The 14,206-nt window shown below is 70.0% G+C and carries 11 protein-coding genes; 2 read left to right on the top strand and 9 right to left on the bottom strand.

Annotated elements, in window-relative coordinates:
- Positions 1 to 220: 220 nt before the first annotated feature.
- The gene (locus tag ABD343_RS37875; RefSeq protein WP_344535088.1) at positions 221 to 2,833 is read right to left on the bottom strand and encodes an ABC transporter permease/substrate binding protein; all 2,613 of its coding nucleotides are present in this window, start codon (positions 2,831 to 2,833) and stop codon (positions 221 to 223) included.
- On the bottom strand, positions 2,826 to 3,953 hold the full coding sequence (locus ABD343_RS37870; protein WP_344535086.1) for a quaternary amine ABC transporter ATP-binding protein: 1,128 nt from the start codon (positions 3,951 to 3,953) through the stop codon (positions 2,826 to 2,828). Before ABD343_RS37870 ends, ABD343_RS37875 begins: the two co-directional genes overlap by 8 nt.
- 319 nt (positions 3,954 to 4,272) lie before the next feature.
- Between ABD343_RS37870 and ABD343_RS37865 the strand changes: the two genes are divergently transcribed.
- Positions 4,273 to 5,178, top strand: coding sequence for a 5'-3' exonuclease (locus tag ABD343_RS37865; protein ID WP_344535084.1), 906 nt, complete (start codon positions 4,273 to 4,275; stop codon positions 5,176 to 5,178).
- Positions 5,179 to 5,246: 68 nt separating this feature from the next.
- Positions 5,247 to 6,095, top strand: coding sequence for a siderophore-interacting protein (locus tag ABD343_RS37860; protein WP_344535082.1), 849 nt, complete (start codon positions 5,247 to 5,249; stop codon positions 6,093 to 6,095).
- Between the two features lie 22 nt (positions 6,096 to 6,117).
- On the opposite strand, the gene ABD343_RS37855 is transcribed toward ABD343_RS37860, so the two are convergent.
- The 7 genes from ABD343_RS37855 to ABD343_RS37825 all read right to left on the bottom strand — a co-directional run bounded on the left by ABD343_RS37855 (position 6,118) and on the right by ABD343_RS37825 (position 14,199).
- On the bottom strand, positions 6,118 to 7,326 hold the full coding sequence (locus ABD343_RS37855) for a phosphatidylinositol-specific phospholipase C1-like protein (protein WP_344535080.1): 1,209 nt from the start codon (positions 7,324 to 7,326) through the stop codon (positions 6,118 to 6,120).
- A 265-nt stretch (positions 7,327 to 7,591) separates the two neighbouring features.
- Positions 7,592 to 10,393: a DEAD/DEAH box helicase gene (locus ABD343_RS37850; RefSeq protein WP_344535078.1), complete on the bottom strand. Its 2,802-nt coding sequence runs from the start codon at positions 10,391 to 10,393 to the stop codon at positions 7,592 to 7,594.
- A 99-nt stretch (positions 10,394 to 10,492) separates the two neighbouring features.
- The gene (locus ABD343_RS37845; protein WP_344535076.1) at positions 10,493 to 11,386 is read right to left on the bottom strand and encodes a diacylglycerol kinase; all 894 of its coding nucleotides are present in this window, start codon (positions 11,384 to 11,386) and stop codon (positions 10,493 to 10,495) included.
- Positions 11,387 to 11,403: 17 nt separating this feature from the next.
- Positions 11,404 to 12,375 carry a twin-arginine translocase subunit TatC gene (gene tatC, locus ABD343_RS37840; protein WP_344535074.1) on the bottom strand — a complete coding sequence of 324 codons (972 nt, stop codon included), beginning with the start codon at positions 12,373 to 12,375 and terminating at the stop codon, positions 11,404 to 11,406.
- A 78-nt stretch (positions 12,376 to 12,453) separates the two neighbouring features.
- Entirely contained in the window at positions 12,454 to 12,741 is a 288-nt protein-coding gene (gene tatA, locus ABD343_RS37835; protein ID WP_344535072.1) for a Sec-independent protein translocase subunit TatA, read from the bottom strand.
- A gap of 209 nt (positions 12,742 to 12,950) precedes the next feature.
- On the bottom strand, positions 12,951 to 13,190 hold the full coding sequence (locus tag ABD343_RS37830; RefSeq protein ID WP_344535070.1) for a hypothetical protein: 240 nt from the start codon (positions 13,188 to 13,190) through the stop codon (positions 12,951 to 12,953).
- A 46-nt stretch (positions 13,191 to 13,236) separates the two neighbouring features.
- Positions 13,237 to 14,199 carry a helix-turn-helix transcriptional regulator gene (locus ABD343_RS37825; protein WP_344535068.1) on the bottom strand — a complete coding sequence of 321 codons (963 nt, stop codon included), beginning with the start codon at positions 14,197 to 14,199 and terminating at the stop codon, positions 13,237 to 13,239.
- Between the last annotated feature and the right edge of the window lie 7 nt (positions 14,200 to 14,206).

Here is a 14,206-nt window from a genome sequence, read left to right as displayed (position 1 = left end):
CACAGGACTTGAACCTGACCGTGAATAACGGGTTACCGAAGTAACCGTCGCCTTCGCACCGGGAGGTGCGTTCGTTCACGTCCACGACTGTAGGGGCGGGCGGTCGGAGGCGTCACCCGAATAAACGGCGTGCCCCCGCTCTCCGTTCGGAGAGCGGGGGCACGCCGCTGGTCATCGGCTCGCGGGCTCAGTTCCCCCGGCCGGGATCACCTGACCCGGGTCACTTGACCGGGGCCAGCTTGTCGACGAGGCCCGGGCGGGAGTCCATCCACGTGCGGACGGATTCCTTCTCGTTGCCCTTGCCGCCCTTCTGGATCTCGGCCTCGAGAGAGCCGAGGTCCTTTTCGGACATCTTGAAGTTCTTCAGCCAGCCGTACAGCTCGGGGAAGTCCTTCTTGAAGTCCTTCTTGGCGGTGATGCGGATCTCGTCGCCCTTGCCCCAGGCGCCCTTCGGGTCCTTGATCTTCTTCATGGGGTACTTGCTGTACACCCAGTGCGGGGACCAGGTGGTCGCCAGGACGGGCTTCTTCTGCTTCACGGACTTGTCGACCTCCGCGAGCATCGAAGAGGTGCTGGACGAGACGACCTTGTACTCCTTGTCGAGGCCGTACTCCTTGAGCACGCTCTTGAGGATCTTCATCTCACCGGCGCTGGACTCGATGCCGGTGATCTTGTGGTCGAACTTGTCGCCCTTGCCCTTCAGGTCCTCCATGGAGTCGATGCCCTTGACGTACTTCGGCGTCGACAGCTCCAGGGAGGTCGGCCCGTACCAGGCACCGACGTCGGTCAGTCTGGATTTGTACTTCTTCCAGTACTGCTCGTGCGTCGTCGGCAGCCAGGCGTCCGTCTGGAAGTCCATCTGGCCCTGGGCCAGGGACGTGTAGAGCGGACCGGGGTCGAGCTGCTTCGTGGTCGGCTTGTAGCCGCGGTCCTCCAGGATGTTCTGCCAGAGGTACGTCGTGGCGATGGCCTCGTCCCAGGGGAAGTAGCCCATCTTCACGGCCTTGCCCGCGTCCTTGCCGTCCTTCTTGTCGCCACCGGGGACCGGGGCGTACTTGTCGACGAAGCCGGGATGGTCCTTGAGCCAGGTGCGGACGGCGTCCTGCTCCTTGCCCTGACCGGCCTTCTGGATCTCGTTCTCCAGGGAGGTGAGCTGCTTCTCGGTGAGATGGAAGTTCTTCAGCCAGTTCGCGACCGTCGGGTTCTTCTTGGAGAAGTCCTTGTTCGCGACGTTGTAGAGCTTCTCGCCCTTGCCGAAGGAACCCTTGGGGTCGTCGAGCTTGGTCAGGTCGTACGCGTTGTACGCCCAGTGCGGCGACCAGAGCGTGACGACGACCGGCTCCTTCTTCTGGATGGAGCGCTTCAGCTCGGCCAGCATCGAGGAGGTGCTGGAGGAGACGACCTTGTACTCGCCCTCCAGGCCGTAGTCCTTGAGGACCTTGTCCTTGAGGATCTTCATCTCACCGGCGCTGGACTCGATGCCGATGATCTTGCCCTTGAACTTCTTGCCCTGGCCCTTGAGGTCCTCCAGGGACTTGACGCCCTTCACGTACGAGGGGACGGACAGCTCCAGGGAGGTCGGGCCGTACCAGTCGCCCAGCTTCTCCAGCTTGGAGTGGTACTTGTCCCAGTACTGCTGGTGCGTGGTGGGCAGCCAGGCGTCGGTCTGGAAGTCGACGTCGCCCTGGGCGATGCCGGAGTAGAGCGGGCCGGCGTCGAGCTGCTTGAGGTTCGGCTTGTAGCCGCGCTGCTCCAGCATCTCCTTCCACAGGTACGAGGTCGCGATGCCCTCGTCCCAGGGGATGTAGCCCATGTTGACCTTCTCGCCCTTGCCGACGTTCGTCGAGGCGGTGGCCTTGTCGTCGTCGCCGCCCGCGAAGTTCATGCCGCCCGCGATCAGCGCGAGGACGACGACGCCGACCATGGCGACGGCGGTGCCCGGCTTGTAGCGGACGAACTTCATCCGGCCGAGCGCGGCGGTCGCCTTGGCGGCGGCGCGGCGGCCGAGCGGGGAGACGCGCGCGTTCAGGGCGCCGGTCATGCGGTCCAGGTACATGGCGAGGATGACCACGCCGATGCCGGACTCGACACCGAGGCCGACCTGGACCTGGGTGACGGCCGCGTAGACCCGCTCACCGAGGCCGGGCGCACCGGCCATACCGGCGATGACGACCATCGAGAGCGCGAGCATGATGACCTGGTTGATACCGGCCATGATCGTCGGCAGTGCCAGCGGGAACTGCACGCGTGTGAGCGTGTGCTTCGGGCTGGTGCCGAACGCCTCGGCCGCCTCGACCAGCTCGCCGTCCACCTGCCGGATGCCCAGTTCGGTCATCCGGACGCCCGGAGGCATGGAGAAGACGATGGTCGCCAGCAGACCGGGGGTCGTGCCGACGGAGAAGAACATGACGCCGGGGATCAGGTAGACGAACGCCGGCATCGTCTGCATCACGTCGAGCACGGGACGCATGAAGGTGCTGAACGACTTCGAGCGCGCGGCCCAGATGCCCAGCGGCACCGCGATCACGATGGTGATCACCGCCGCGGCGAGGACGAGCGACAGCGTCTGCATCGCCTCGGTCCACAGCTCGAACGAGTCGATCAGCGCGAATCCCGCGAAGGTGACCACCGCGGCGACGAGGCCGCGCAGCCAGAACGCGAGGACCGCGAAGATGCCCGCCAGCAGCAGCGGCTCGGCGCCGCCGAGCACGCCGTTGATGGCGTCGTACAGGCCCGTCAGGACCGAGTTGATGAAGTCGAACAGCCAGCCGAGGTGCTTCTGGAGCCAGTCGACGGCCGAATCGACCCAGTTACCGGGGTGGAACTCAGGCACGTGCCGTCACCCCAGCGGTGTCCTCGCCCTTGCCGTTCCGTCCGGCCTTGCCGTTCGCTTCCGGGCCGGGTTCCCCGTCCACATGCGGCTCCTCGGCGAGGGCCGACAGCAGCCGCTCGCGGTCGATGACGCCCACCGGCGTGCCGTCGTCGTCGGTGACGATCATCGCGTCCTCGCTGGTGGAGAACGGCGTGAACAGCTCGGCTATCGGCGTCTCGGCGGTGACCGTCGACGCGTCGTCGAGGTCGCCGTCGCGCAGCGCCGCCGCGTCGGTCTTGGTGTCTTCCATGATCGAACCCGCGGTCAGCACGCGGGAGCGGTCGACGTCCTGGATGAAGGACGCGACGTAGTCCGTCGCCGGGCGGACCAGGATGTCCTCGGCGGTGCCGATCTGGACGATCCGGCCGTCGCGCATCACGGCGATACGGTCGCCGAGGCGCATGGCCTCGTTGAGGTCGTGGGTGATGAAGACGATCGTCTTCTTCAGCGTCTTCTGGAGCTCCAGGAGCTGGTCCTGCATGTCGCGGCGGATCAGCGGGTCCAGGGCGCTGAAGGACTCGTCCATCAGCAGCAGGTCGGCGTCGGTCGCCAGCGCGCGGGCCAGGCCGACGCGCTGCTGCATGCCGCCGGACAGCTCGTCGGGCCAGGAGGTCTCCCAGCCCTTGAGGCCGGCCAGCTCCAGGGCCTCGGTGGCGCGCTTGTCGCGCTCCTCCCTGGGTATCCCCTGGACCTCCAGGCCGTAGGCCGCGTTCTCCAGCACGCTGCGGTGCGGGAAGAGGGCGAAGTGCTGGAAGACCATGCTGATCTTCTTCGAGCGCACCTCGCGCAGCTCACGCGGCTTGAGGGCCGTGATGTCGTCGCCGTCGAAGAGCACGCGGCCCGACGTCGGCTCCAGCAGTCCGTTGAGCATCCGCAGCAGCGTGGACTTGCCCGAACCGGACAGGCCCATGACCACGAATATCTCGCCCTCGCCGACCTCGAAGGAGGCGTCGATCACGGCCGCGGTCGTGCCTTTGGCGCGCAGCTCCTCGCGGTCGGCACCGGCTTCGAGCCTCGAAACCGCCTGGTCTGGTCTCCTTCCAAACACCTTGTACAAGTGCTCGGCTCTCAGCCTTGACACATTCACCTCTTGGATCGACTACAGGTAACCGGCATCCCCCGCGCGCGTGAGCAGAGCACTACAGAAGGTGCGAAACGGCGCATACCAGAAAGATGCAGCCTACACCAGAGCCCCGCTTCGAGAGCTGCTGCTCACTTTTCGCGATCTCAAACCGGTCGTGATCCTGTTCATAGGTGCACTTCTGGAATCCAAGGCCTGTACCGGCGGGTACCGGGATGCGTCAGCCGTTGTCGGTGCCGTGCGGCATCATCGGGGCGTGACCCTTCCCACAGAGAACGCAGCTCAGAACGCATCTCGGAACGCACCTCAGGGCCGCCTGATGCTCCTCGACACGGCCTCGCTCTATTTCCGCGCCTATTTCGGCGTCCCGGACACGGTCCGTAGCCCCGACGGCACCCCCGTGAACGCGGTCCGGGGCCTGCTCGACTTCATCGCCCGCCTCGTCCAGGACCACCGCCCGGACTCCCTGGTGGCCTGCATGGACTTCGACTGGCGGCCCCAGTGGCGCGTCGAGCTGATCCCCTCGTACAAGGCGCATCGCGTCGCCGAGGAGGTCGAGGGCGGCCCCGACGCGGAGGAGACCCCGGACACCCTCTCCCCGCAGGTCCCGGTGATCGAGCAGGTGCTCGACGCGATCGGCATCGCCCGCGTCGGCGCCGAGGGGTACGAGGCGGATGACGTGATCGGCACCCTCGCCGCCCGCGCGGGCGGCCCGGTCAACATCGTCACCGGCGACCGCGACCTCTTCCAGCTCGTCGACGACGCGCGCGGGGTCCGGGTGCTCTACCCGGTCAAGGGCGTCGGCAGCCTCGATGTCTACGACGGGGCGGCGCTCCGCGAGAAGTACGGCGTGGACGGCTCGGGGTACGCGGACCTGGCCACCCTGCGCGGCGACCCCAGCGACGGCCTGCCCGGCGTGCGCGGCGTCGGCGAGAAGACCGCCGCGAAGCTGCTCGCCGAGTACGGGGACCTGGCCGGGATCGTCCGGGCCGTCCTCGACCCGACGACGAAGATCACTCCGGCCCAGCGCAAGAAGTTCGAGGAGGCCGCCGACTATCTGAAGGTCGCGCCCACGGTGGTCCGCGTCGCCGACGACGTCGCGCTCCCGCCGTTCGACGCCACCCTCCCCCGCGCCCCGCGCGACCCGGAGGGCGTCGAACGCCTCGCGGAGCACTGGGGATTGGGCGGATCTCTGCGCAGGCTTCTCTCCACCCTTGCGGGCTGATCTGTTAGCTTAGGCAATCCTAAGTAGCAACCAGCGCCCGTCGCAGCACGTGCTCCAGGGAGGCCGCCGTGGCAGACCGTCCGGCCCGCAAGACGCCCCAGCTCCACCACGCCCGGGTGGTCCGCACCGAGCGGCTCACGCCGCACATGGTGCGGATCGTCCTCGGCGGGGACGGGCTGGCCGAGTTCGAGGCCGGTGAGCACACCGACCATTACGTCAAGCTCCTCTTCCCGATCCCGGGCGTGGAGTATCCGCAGCCGTTCGACATAGCGCGGATCCGGGCCGAGATGCCCCGCGACCAGTGGCCCACGATGCGGACGTACACCGTCCGTCACTGGGACCCGGCGGCCCGCGAGATGACCGTCGACTTCGTCGTCCACGGCGACGAGGGCCTCGCCGGGCCCTGGGCCCTGGCCGCCCGCCCCGGCGACGAGATCCGCTTCATGGGCCCCGGCGGGGCCTACTCCCCCAGCCCCGAGGCCGACTGGCACCTGCTCGCGGGCGACGAGAGCGCCCTGCCCGCCATCGCCGCCGCGCTGGAGCGGGCCCCCGCGGGCGCGCCCGTGCACGCGCTGATCGAGGTCGCGGGCCCGGAGGAGGAGCAGAAGCTCAGCGCCCCGCTCGGCGCCCGGGTCACCTGGCTGCACCGCGGCACGGCGCGGGTCGGCGAGCCGCTGACCGAGGCCGTGCGCGAGCTGGAGTTCCCGCCCGGCCGCGTCCACGCCTTCGTGCACGGCGAGGCGGGCTTCGTGAAGGAGCTGCGCCGCCACCTCCGCCTCGACCGGGGCGTCACCCGCGAGCAGCTCTCCATCTCCGGTTACTGGCGGCTGGGCGCCGACGAGGACGGCTGGCAGGCCTCGAAGAAGGAGTGGAACGCGCAGGTGGAGGCGGAGCAGGAGCGCCAGCCCGCGGCGTGACGCCCCTCGCCCCGGCCTCGCGTCAGCGGTCCAGCTCCGGCGCGGGACAGTGCCGTACGGTCACCGGGTTGCACCGTACGGTCGTCTTCCCGCCCGGCAGCTCCGCCACGTAGTCCGAGCCGTAGCGCGCGGCGAGGCCGGGCACCGGGAAGTCGGTGCTCACCATCTGCGCGCCGGACTCCAGCGCGTCCCGCAGCATCGTCGTGTCGCCGCTCGTCGCCTGGACGAGCGGCACATCGGAGCGGGTCCGCACGTAGTAGCCGCGCTTCACGAGGTCCTGGATCTTCGCCTTGTTGAGGCCCGTGGGGTCGTTCTCCTTCATGAACGCCGCGTCGGGACGCCCGCGTTCGGAGTCCGTGAACAGCACGCGGCCCTGGAGGCTCTCGCGGCCCCCGGCGCGGTAGGCGTCCTGGATCTCCTTGCCGTCGTTGTCCATGAAGAACATCGTCTTGCCGCGCGTGTCACGCACCTTGGGCCAGCCGTACTTCAGCACCGACTGCTCCAGCGTCCTCCCCGGCCGCCGGATGTCGTCGGGGGTGACGGTCTCCTCGTCGGGGAAGACGGACCGGATCTCCTCGTCCAGCGCGTCCAGCATCGCGGTGTCCCACTTGGGGCTCTTCGCGCCGCCCTGCTCCTCCAGGCGCGGGTCGGTCGACTTCAGCTCCAGCAGGATGGGCACGGCGACATGGCCCGGCTGCCTCTCGGACCACTCCTTGACCTGGGTGAGGCAGCCCTTGAGCGTCACGCAGGTGGTGCGGTAGTCGAAGTCGGCCCAGTGCAGCACCTTGAAGCCGGGCTTCTTCCAGTCCGGGTCAGCCATCGGGGGCAGCCCGGCGCGCTTCCGGATCAGCGGATCGGCGTACAGCCCGCCCCGCGGGTCGGGGAAGACGTCCAGCTCGATGCCGCGGGCCCGCTGGCGCTCGAACTGCGTGGGCAGCGAGGCGTGGCTGTAGAGCAGCGTCTGCCAGTTGGGGTCGTGCTGGGACATGAGCTGCTGTTCCGGGAAGGACACCTCCCGGTGGTAGCTGTTGTGGGTGGCCATCGACTGGACCTGGGTGAGCCTCAGCTTCCCCGCGGGGTCGTGGCGCTGGCCCTGCCCCTGCGCCCCGGCCTGCGCGGTGGACGAGAGCGCCGCGACAGCGGCGAGCGCTGTCGCGGCGGAGGCCCATCGGCGGATCCGGGTCCGGAGCGGTCTTCCCGTGGTCGTCCTTCTCGTGGTCGTCGTGCGCACATCGGCCTCCTGTCGAGCACGGAACGCGCGGCGAGCGCGCCGGTCACACGACACACTGGCGGGCCCGTACGGCTCGCACGTGCCCGCCAGTTGACGCACGCCTGAACATGCCCGCCCCCACGGCGGGGGTCAACACCGCCCGCGGGCCGGGACGTACGCGGCCTCGGCGATGGCGTGGGCGAACGCGGCGTGGTGACGGTCAGGACGCCCGTCCCCTGGAACGGGCGTCCGGAACGGCGTGCGCCGCCGCGCCGCCGTCTCTTCGTCAGCCCACGCTCGAATACGCGACGACCCCGCGCAGCATCCCTTCGATCGCCTTACGGGCGTTCTTCGCGACCGTCCCGCTGTCCGGCGCGGCGGCGGCCAACTGGCCCAGCACGTCGATGACCTGCTTGCACCAGCGCACGAAGTCGCCCGCGGGCATGTCGGCCTCGCGCAGCACCGTGTCGAGCGGGTGCCCGTCCGCCCAGCGGTAGGCCGCCCAGGCGAAGCCGAGGTCCGGCTCGCGCTGGCCGACGCCCTCGGCGGCGGTGATGCGGTGGTCCTCCTCCAGCGCGTCCAGCCGGCCCCAGATCCGCACCATCTCGCCGAGCGCGGCACGGGCCCTGCCCCCGGGGAGCTTCGGCGGCAGCGCGTCGTCCCCGGAGCGGGACTCGAAGACCAGCGCCGAGACGCACGCGGCCAGTTCGGAGGGCGGCAGGCCCTCCCAGACGCCCTCGCGCAGGCACTCGGAGGCGAGCAGGTCCAGCTCCCCGTAGAGCCGCGCGAGCACGCGCCCGTCCTCGGTGACCTGGTCCCCGTCGAGATACTCCAGCTCGGACAGCAGGCTGTAGACCCGGTCGAAGGTGCGGGCGATCGTGTTCGTCCGGCCCTCGATGCGGTGCTCCAACTGGCGTGTCTCGCGCCTGAGCCGGTGGTAGCGCTCGGCCCAGCGCGCGTGGTCCTCGCGCTCGTCGCAGCCGTGGCAGGGGTGGCGGCGGATCTCGGCACGCAGCCGGTTGATCTCGGTGTCGTCCGCCGCCGCGGAACGCTGCCTGCGGTGCCTGGGCGGCTCGTAGTGCCCGGCCTTGGTGCGCAGCGCGGAGGCGAGGTCCCGGCGGGACTGGGGACTGCGCGGGTTGAAGGACTTGGGGATCCGCATCCGCTCCAGCGGCTCGACGGGGACCGGGAAGTCTATGGACCCCAGCCGCTTCACCTGCCGCTGCGCGGTCAGCACCAGCGGGCGCGGCCCCTCGTGCTCCATGCCCCGGTGGTGGGCCGGGCTGCGCCCGCCCACGCCCGCGTCCAGCACCAGCGCCAGCCCCGCGAACTTGCCCGTGGGGACGTGGATGATGTCGCCCGGCTTGAGCTTCTCCAGCGCGGCGGCGGCCTGCGCGCGGCGCTGCGTGGCGCCCTGCTTGGCCAGATCGGTCTCGCGGTCCTTCAGCTCGCGGCGCAGCCGCGCGTACTCCTCGAAGTCCCCGAGATGGCAGGTCATCGAGGCCCGGTAACCCTCCAGGCCCTCCTCGTTCTTCCGCACCTGTCGGGAGATGCCGACGACGGAGCGGTCGGCCTGGAACTGCGCGAACGAGGTCTCCAGCAGCTCCCGCGAGCGGTGCCGCCCGAACTGCGCGACGAGGTTGACCGCCATGTTGTACGACGGCTTGAAGGAGGAGCGCAGCGGATACGTCCGCGCGCCCGCCAGACCCGCCAGCGCGCCCGGGTCCATGCCGCGCTGCCACAGCACCACGGCGTGGCCCTCGATGTCGATGCCGCGCCGCCCGGCCCGGCCCGTGAGCTGCGTGAACTCGCCCGGGGTGATGTCCGCGTGCTGCTCGCCGTTCCACTTGACGAGCTTCTCCAGCACCACCGAGCGCGCCGGCATGTTGATCCCCAGGGCCAGGGTCTCCGTGGCGAAGACGGCCTTGACGAGGCCGCGGACGAACAGCTCCTCGACGACCTCCTTGAAGGTCGGCAGCATGCCCGCGTGGTGCGCGGCGATGCCCCGCTCCAGGCCCTCCAGCCACTCGAAGTAGCCCAGCACATGCAGGTCGGTGTCGGGGATGTCGGCGGTGCGCTCCTCCACGATCTCGCGCACCCTGGCGCGCGCCGCGCTGTCGTTGAGCCGCAGGCCCGAGTACAGGCACTGCTGGACGGCGGCCTCGCAGCCCGCGCGGCTGAAGATGAACGTGATGGCGGGCAGCAGGCCCTCGGAGTCCAGCCGGTCGATGACCTCCGGGCGGCTCGGCGTCCAGATCCGCGACCGCTGGCGGCGCTCCCGCTCTCGGTCGGCCTCCCGCTTGGGACGGCCCCTGCGGCGGTCGCGGGGGTGGCCCACGCGGCTGTTCTCCATCCGGGCCATGCGGACGAGGTCGGGGTTGACCTCGCGCTTGTCGCCGGACTCCTCGTACAGGTCGTACATCCGGCGGCCCGCCAGCACGTGCTGCCACAGCGGGACCGGGCGGTGCTCGGAGACGATCACCCGGGTGTCGCCGCGCACGGTGTCCAGCCAGTCGCCGAACTCCTCGGCGTTGGACACCGTGGCCGAGAGGGAGACGAGCGTGACCGACTCGGGGAGGTGGATGATCACTTCCTCCCATACGGCGCCGCGGAAGCGGTCCGAGAGATAGTGCACCTCGTCCATGACGACATAGCCCAGGCCGAGGAGCGACTTCGACCCGGCGTACAGCATGTTCCGCAGGACCTCGGTCGTCATGACGACGATGGGCGCCTCGGAGTTGACGCTGTTGTCCCCCGTCAGCAGGCCGACCTTGGACGGCCCGTACCGCTTCACCAGATCGCTGTACTTCTGGTTCGAGAGCGCCTTGATGGGGGTGGTGTAGAAGCACTTGCGGCCCTGCGTGAGGGCCAGATGGACGGCGAACTCGCCGACGATCGTCTTGCCTGAGCCGGTCGGCGCGGCGACCAGCACTCCCTTTCCTGCTTCGAGGGCTTGGCACGCCTCGATCTGGAAGGCATCCAGATCGAAGTCGTACAGGTCACGGAAGGGGGCGAGAGCGGTGGCCTCCTCGGCGGCGCGCTGGCGGGCGGCCGAGTATCGCTCTGCGGGGGACAGGTCCTCGGTCATCGTGTCTACGAGACTACCGGCCACCCCTGACAGAACTCACGATCTTTACCGGCTCATGGCACGACCGCGCTGGTCAGCCCCTCTGTGCCGGCTGCGTGCTCAGCCCCGCGCCAGCAGACGGACCGCAGCCGGGACGGCACGCGCGGTGACCGGCAGCTCCCCCACCGGCTCCCCGTCCGCGTATGCCGTCACGCCCCGCGCCTCCAGCGTGACCACACGTACGCGGTGGGTGGTGACGGCGGGGTGGCTGGGATGCGTGCCCTTGTAGACGCGGGGGAAGACCCGCAGCAGCGTGGCGCGGGAGCACGGCCCGACCACCGTGACGTCCAGCAGCCCGTCGTCCATGACGGCACCCTCGCAGATCCGCATCCCGCCGCCGTACGAGGGCCCGTTGCCGACCGCGACGAGCGTGGCGTCGACGTCGAGGGGCTCCCCGTCGTCGAGCGTGAGGCGGTACGCGATGGGGCGCAGCGCGGCGAGTTCGACGAGCACGGCCAGGTCGTACTTGAGCCGACCCGTGGGCCATCTCATCCTGTTCCCGCGCTCGTTGACCCGCGAGTCGAAGCCCGAGGCGAGGACCGAGCCGAACCAGCGGTCGTTCACCTGCCCGAGGTCGAGGGGCCTGCCGCTCCCCGCCTTCAGCGCCTCGGCGATCACCCCGGCGGCCCGTGCGGGCTCCCGTACGGGCAGGCCCGTGGCGCGCGCGAAGTCGTTCCCGGTGCCGACGGCCACCACGCCCAGCGGGACGTCCGTGCCCGCGACGGCCTGGAGGGCGAGCGAGGCCATGCCGTCGCCGCCGACGGCTATGAGGGCGCCCGTGCCGCCCGCGACGGCCTCGCGGGCCCGTACGAGCGCGTCGTCCGCGTCGCTGCCGACGACGGTGCGCACGGCGAATCCCGCGTCACGCAGGGCACGCGCGGCGGGCTGGGCGGCCTGCGCGCCACGTCCGCGTCCGGCTGTCGGATTGACAAAGAGAGTGATCTCGCTGGTCACAGGCGGACGATAACCGGTCAGGTCGCGTCGTCGTAACCGTTCCGCCGGGGCGGTTCGTCACCGTCGGTGTCGTCCGAGACCGAGCGCGGCGACGGGACGGAGTCGGAGGCGCCGACGGTCTCCGGGCTGTGGTCGAGCGGTGACGCCTCGTCGTCGTCCAGCTCCGCGTACGGATCCTGGCGGCTGCGGCGGCGGTCGTTGAAGAGGCAGATGGCGACCGAGCCGAAGTAGAGCAGCACGATCGGCGCGGCCAGCGCGCACATCGTCAGCGGGTCACCGGTCGGGGTGGCGACGGCGGAGAAGACCGTGATGCCCAACACCATGCCGCGCCACCAGCCCAGCAGCCGCTTGCCGGTGAGGATCCCGCCGAAGTTGAGCATCACGAGCAGCAGGGGCAGCTCGAAGGCGAGGCCGAAGACGATCACCAGACGGGTGACGATGTCGAGGAAGTCGTCGAGCGGGATCAGGTTGCCCGCGCCCTCGGGGCTGAAGTCCAGCAGCGTCTTGGCGGCCTTCGGCAGGATCATGTACGCCAGCGCAGCGCCCGCGACGAAGAGCGGCACACCGGCGCCGACGAACGCGCGCGCGTACTTCTTCTCGTGCTTGTGCAGGCCGGGCGCGAGGAAGCCCCAGAGCTGGTAGAGCCAGATCGGCGAGGCGACGACGACGCCCGCCGTGAGGGCGACCTTCAGCATGATCGTGAAGGGTGCGATGAGGCCGTTGATGGTGATCTCGGCGCAGGTCTCGCTGTCCTTGGAGGCCTGCATGAAGCCCTCGGGACAGCCCACGGACTCGCGCACCGGGTCCATGAGGAAGGCCGCGATCTCCTGGTAATAGAACATCGCGACGATGGTGACGACCAGGACGGCCAGCACCGACTTCATCAAGCGATTGCGCAGCTCCCGCAGGTGATCGGCAAGCGGCATCCGCCCCTCGGGATCCTTGGGGTCCTTCCCCTCTTTACCCTGCTTGCGGGCGGACTTGAGCACCCTCGTCCTCGGTCTCGAAGTGTCGGTTCGGACTGGTGGCTGAGCGGGGCCCGGTCACGGGCCCGGGTTCAGCTCTGGTCAGCTCTGCTTCGACTGCTGCTCCGGCTCGCTGACCGGACGGGAGCTGCTGACGTCACCGGGGGCGGCCTTGATCGTCTTGGGGGCCGCCTGCTGCGACTCGGCGGTCTTGGAGGTGTCCGCCTCGTCCGAGGAGCCCTCCTTCTTCATCTGCTTGGCCTCGCTCTTGAGGATGCGGGCCGACTTGCCGAGTGAACGGGCCATGTCCGGGAGCTTCTTGGCGCCGAACAGCAGCAGGATGACAAGGAGGATCAGTACGATCTCCATGGGCCTCAGGTTGCCGATCATGTGCCACTACCTTCTCGCCGGGGCGGCGTGTGTCCTTGCCTGCCGTGTGAATCGGACGGGCTGCGCGGTGCTGACGTGCTGGCAGCGATCGTAACCCTGTGGAGTGAACGTCAGGCAATCCCCGTGCGTCCTCCACATTGCGCACGTACTCCGCAGCGACGCAGCATCTGGAAGCCTACCCCTCCGATGTCCGTACCAGGAGACCGCCTTCACGACCCCCGCTGACCGTCGCGCTCGTCCCCCGGCCGGTTCCCGGCGCTCGCGGCGGCCCGGCCGGCGAGCGGCATCGCGGCCCGCTCCAGGTTCTCCGCCGCCCTGGTGATGCGCTCGGAGCTGTCGCCCACCGCCCGGGAGAAGCGCCGCACCTCCAGGCCGACCCGGACGGCGAGGACGCCGAGCACGGCGATCCCGCAGAAGGCGAGCGTGAGGAAGAACATGGGCCAGAGCATGGGGCGACCTTAGTACGGGGCTCGGTACGGGGTGGTCCGTCGGGCGCTACTCGCCGTACGCGGCGAGCGCCTTGCGCGCCGCGTCCCGCGCGCTGTCCGCCAGCTCGCGCGGCTCCGTGATCCGCCCGTCCCTGCCCAGCCGCAGCGCGAGGCGGCGCAGCGAGGCGGGGTCGGGGGTGCGCAGCGTGATCCGCAGCCCCCCGTCGGGCAGCTCCTCGGCGCTGTCGTACGGGTAGTACTCCGCGACCCAGCGCCCGCCGGGACCGACCTCGACGACGACCTCGGGGTCCTCGGCGGCGGGCTGCACGAGCCCCGCGCTCAGGTCGCGGGGCTCCACGGGCGGCGGGTCGGCACGCTCGTCGAGCAGCTCTATCTCGGCGATCCGGTCCAGCCGGAAGGTCCGGCGGGCCTCGGAGAGGCGGCACCAGGCCTCGACGTAGGTGTGGCCGACGGCGAAGAGACGGATCGGATCGACCTCGCGCTCGGTCAGCTCGTCCCGCGCCGGGGAGTAGTAGCGCAGCCACAGCCTGCGGCGCTCGGCGATGGCGCGGTCGACGTCGGCGAAGACGCCGCTCTCCGACTCGAAGGTGACCGAGAGGCGGGAGCTGGCCCCGGCGTTCTCCCCCGCGGCGTTCTCCAGCTTGGCCGTGGCGCGCTGCAGGGCGTCGCGGTCGCTCTCGCGCAGCCCCGGCAGCGTGGCGACGGCACGGGCGGCGACGAGCAGCGCCGTGGCCTCGTCGGCGGCCAGCCGCAGCGGCTGCGCGGTGTCGCTGCCGAGCGCGTCGGCGTTCCGCCACCAGATGCGCTCGCCGTCGGTGTCGATCTCCAGCAGGTCCCCGCCCCGGAAGCTGGTGCCGCACATCGGCAGCACGTTCAGGTCCGAGATCAGCTCGTCGCTGGTGATCCCGAAGGCCCGCGCGACCTCGTCGACGCGGGCCCCCGGCCGGTCCTTGAGATAGGTGACCAGCGAGAGCATCCTGCGGGTCTGGTCGATGGCGTTCGCGGCCATGTGCGCT

It is taken from the genome of Streptomyces albiaxialis, from assembly GCF_039530985.1.
Lineage (GTDB): Bacteria > Actinomycetota > Actinomycetes > Streptomycetales > Streptomycetaceae > Streptomyces > Streptomyces albiaxialis.
This window is presented reverse-complemented; position numbering and strand designations above follow the sequence as displayed.

Bases quoted from the DNA above. Each gene is read 5' to 3' on its own strand.
- ABD343_RS37865 (WP_344535084.1), top strand. From the start codon at position 4,273: ATGCTCCTCGACACGGCCTCGCTCTATTTCCGCGCCTATTTCGGCGTC.
- ABD343_RS37850 (WP_344535078.1), bottom strand. From the start codon at position 10,393: ATGACCGAGGACCTGTCCCCCGCAGAGCGATACTCGGCCGCCCGCCAG.
- tatA (WP_344535072.1), bottom strand. From the start codon at position 12,741: ATGATCGGCAACCTGAGGCCCATGGAGATCGTACTGATCCTCCTTGTC.
- ABD343_RS37830 (WP_344535070.1), bottom strand. From the start codon at position 13,190: ATGCTCTGGCCCATGTTCTTCCTCACGCTCGCCTTCTGCGGGATCGCC.
- ABD343_RS37825 (WP_344535068.1), bottom strand. From the start codon at position 14,199: ATGGCCGCGAACGCCATCGACCAGACCCGCAGGATGCTCTCGCTGGTC.